At 70.7% G+C, this 3,257-nt stretch carries 3 protein-coding genes; all 3 read left to right on the top strand.

Going from position 1 to position 3,257, the window contains the following annotated elements:
• Nucleotides 1-45: 45 nt before the first annotated feature.
• From ACFRQN_RS40315 to ACFRQN_RS40305, 3 genes are read left to right on the top strand one after another with little or no spacing between them, the layout of a single operon-like run.
• On the top strand, nucleotides 46-1,056 hold the full coding sequence (locus tag ACFRQN_RS40315) for an ABC transporter permease (RefSeq protein WP_049649101.1): 1,011 nt from the start codon (nucleotides 46-48) through the stop codon (nucleotides 1,054-1,056).
• On the top strand, nucleotides 1,053-2,120 hold the full coding sequence (locus tag ACFRQN_RS40310; protein ID WP_049649102.1) for an ABC transporter ATP-binding protein: 1,068 nt from the start codon (nucleotides 1,053-1,055) through the stop codon (nucleotides 2,118-2,120). Before ACFRQN_RS40315 ends, ACFRQN_RS40310 begins: the two co-directional genes overlap by 4 nt.
• 34 nt (nucleotides 2,121-2,154) lie before the next feature.
• Nucleotides 2,155-3,219, top strand: a complete 1,065-nt coding sequence (locus ACFRQN_RS40305; RefSeq protein ID WP_049649103.1) for an ABC transporter ATP-binding protein — start codon at nucleotides 2,155-2,157, stop codon at nucleotides 3,217-3,219.
• Nucleotides 3,220-3,257 lie beyond the last annotated feature (38 nt).

Genomic DNA, 3,257 nt, shown 5'->3' with positions numbered 1-3,257 from the left:
GTCCGGAAGATCCCGGACGGCGGCGGCCGCCGGAGCCGCCCAACTGTGTTTGCCTACATCATCCGCAGGATCTTCGCGGCGGCGATTTTGCTGCTGGTCGTCAGCGCGGTCACCTTCGCGATCTTCTTCCTGCTCCCGCGCCTCGCGGGCGAGACGGCCGACCAACTGGCCGCCCAGTACATCGGGAAGAACCCGTCGCCGGACGCGATCGCGGCGGTCAAGCAGAACCTCGGCCTCGACCAGCCGCTGTACACCCAGTACTGGAACTTCCTGAAGGGGCTGGTCAGCGGCGCCGAGTACCACTTCGGACCGGAACCGGCCACCTGTCACGTGCCCTGCTTCGGCTACTCCTTCAAGAACCACCTGGAGGTCTGGCCCGAGCTGACCAAGCGGATCCCGATCACCATCTCGCTCGCCGCCGGTGCGGCGGTGCTCTGGCTGGTCTCCGGCGTCGCCACCGGCGTCGTCTCCGCCCTGAAGCCGCGGTCGATCTTCGACCGGCTCTCCATGGGCGTCGCGCTCGCCGGCGTCTCGCTGCCGGTCTTCTTCACCGGCGCGCTGCTGCTCACGCTGTTCAGCTACGAGTGGCCGATCCTGGACAACCTGCACTACGTCGACTTCACCGACGACCCGCTGATGTGGGCCCGCAACCTGATCCTGCCGTGGATCTCGCTGGCCTTCCTCTACTCCGCGCTCTACGCCCGGCTCACCCGCGCCGGGATGCTGGAGACCATGAGCGAGGACTACATCCGCACCGCCCGGGCCAAGGGCCTGGTCGAGCGCAAGGTCGTCGCCCGGCACGGGCTGCGCGCCGCGCTCACCCCGATCGTCACGATCTTCGGCATGGACCTCGGGCTGCTGCTCGGCGGCGCGCTGATCACCGAACAGGTCTTCTCGCTCCAGGGCGTCGGCCAGTTCGCCGTCCAGGCGATCTCCGACAACGACCTGCCCAAGATCCTCGGCGTCACCCTGCTCGCCGCCTTCTTCATCGTCGCCTGCAACCTCGTGGTCGACCTCCTGTACGCCCTCGTCGACCCCCGGGTGAGGCTCTCGTGACCGACCTCCAGAAGGACCCGGCGGCCGCGCCCGCCCCGGCCGGCGACCCCTTCCTCTCCGTGCGCGACCTGCGGATCCACTTCGACACCGACGACGGCCTGGTCCGCTCGGTGGACGGGGTCAGCTTCGACCTGCACAAGGGGCGCACCCTCGGCATCGTCGGCGAGTCCGGCTCCGGCAAGTCCGTCACCTCGCTCGGCATCATGGGCCTGCACCGCTCCAAGCGGGCCCGGATCAGCGGCGAGATCCGGCTGAACGGCGAGGACCTGATCGCGGCCGGCCCGGACCGGGTGCGCCAACTGCGCGGCCGCGAACTGGCGATGATCTTCCAGGACCCGCTGACCGCGATGCACCCCTACTACACGGTGGGGCAGCAGATCGTCGAGGCCTACCGGGTGCACCACCCCCAGGCCACCAAGAAGCAGGCCCGGACCCGCGCGGTCGAGATGCTCGACCGGGTCGGCATCCCGCAGCCGGACCGCCGGGTGGACGACTACCCGCACCAGTTCTCCGGCGGCATGCGCCAGCGCGCCATGATCGCCATGGCGCTGGTCAACGACCCCTCGCTGCTGATCGCCGACGAGCCCACCACCGCCCTGGACGTCACCGTCCAGGCGCAGATCCTGGACCTCATCCGCGACCTCCAGGAGGAGTTCGGCTCCGCGGTCATCATCATCACCCACGACCTCGGGGTGGTCGCCGAACTGGCCGACGACATCCTGGTCATGTACGGCGGCAAGTGCGTCGAGCGCGGCCCGGCCGAAACCCTCTTCGACGCGCCCGAACACCCGTACACCTGGGGCCTGCTGGGCTCGATGCCGCGACTGGACCGGGAACTCCAGGACCGGCTGGTGCCGGTCAAGGGCACCCCGCCCAGCCTGATCAACGTGCCGTCCGGCTGCGCCTTCCACCCGCGCTGCCCGTACGCCGCCCTGACCGACGGGCGCTCCACGAGCGAGGTCCCGGCACTGGCCGAGGCCGTGCCCGGGCACTTCGCGGCCTGCCACCTGGCGGCCGGCGAGCGGCACCGCATCTTCGCCGAAGAGATCGCGCCCCGGCTGTGAGCCCGGCCTCGTACCACCTTTCTGGAGAGAACCGATGACGGACACTCAGGCGGCTCCGACCCCGCGGTCGGCACCCGCCCCCGGCCGTGAGCCGCTGCTGAAGGTGGCCGGCCTGACCCGGCACTTCCCGATCCGCGGCGGGCTGCTGCGGCGCCAGACCGGCGCGGTGCGGGCCGTCGACGGCATCGACTTCACCGTCAACGCCGGCGAGACGCTGGGCGTCGTGGGCGAGTCCGGCTGCGGCAAGTCGACCATGGGCCGACTGGTCACCCGGCTCGACGAACCGACCGGCGGGACCATCGAGTTCGAGGGCACCGACATCAGCCACCTGAGCGTCGGGGCGATGCGGCCGCTGCGCCGCGACATCCAGATGATCTTCCAGGACCCGTACTCCTCGCTGAACCCCCGGCACACCGTCGGCACCATCGTCGGCGCGCCGTTCCGGCTCCAGAACGCGGTGCCCGAGGGCGGCCTCAAGAAGGCCGTCCAGGAGCTGCTGGAGCTGTGCGGGCTCAGTCCCGAGCACTACAACCGCTACCCGCACGAGTTCTCCGGAGGCCAGCGCCAGCGCATCGGCATCGCCCGGGCGCTCGCGCTGAAGCCGAAGATGATCATCGCGGACGAGCCGGTCTCCGCCCTGGACGTGTCGATCCAGGCGCAGGTGGTCAACCTGCTGGACGACCTCCAGCAGGAGCTCGGGCTGACCTACCTGATCATCGCGCACGACCTCTCGGTGGTCCGGCACGTCTCGGACCGGGTCGCGGTGATGTACCTCGGCAAGATCGTGGAGATCGCCGACCGGGACTCGCTCTACCGCAGCCCGATGCACCCGTACACCAACGCGCTGATGTCCGCCGTGCCCGTCCCGGACCCGCGCCGCCGCCAGCGCGCGGGCCGCGACCGGATCCTGCTCAAGGGCGACGTCCCCTCGCCGATCAACCCGCCCAGCGGCTGCCGCTTCCGCACCCGGTGCTGGAAGGCGCAGGACGTGTGCGCGAGCCAGGAGCCGCCGCTGGCGGTGCTCGAGACCGGGCACCAGGTGGCGTGCCACTTCCCGGAGAACGCTCCGGGGAACGCTCCGGCGGACGCCAAGGCCTGAGGTCCCCGCACGGACGCGAGAGGCCGCCCGCCCCGGAC

The sequence above is a fragment of the Kitasatospora sp. NPDC056800 genome, from assembly GCF_042789775.1.
Lineage (GTDB): Bacteria > Actinomycetota > Actinomycetes > Streptomycetales > Streptomycetaceae > Kitasatospora.
Note: the sequence above shows the minus strand (reverse complement) of the source record. Positions and strands in the feature narration are given on the sequence as shown.

Excerpts from the sequence above, each read along its gene's own strand:
- ACFRQN_RS40305 (WP_049649103.1), top strand. The coding sequence starts at position 2,155 with ATGACGGACACTCAGGCGGCTCCGACCCCGCGGTCGGCACCCGCCCCC.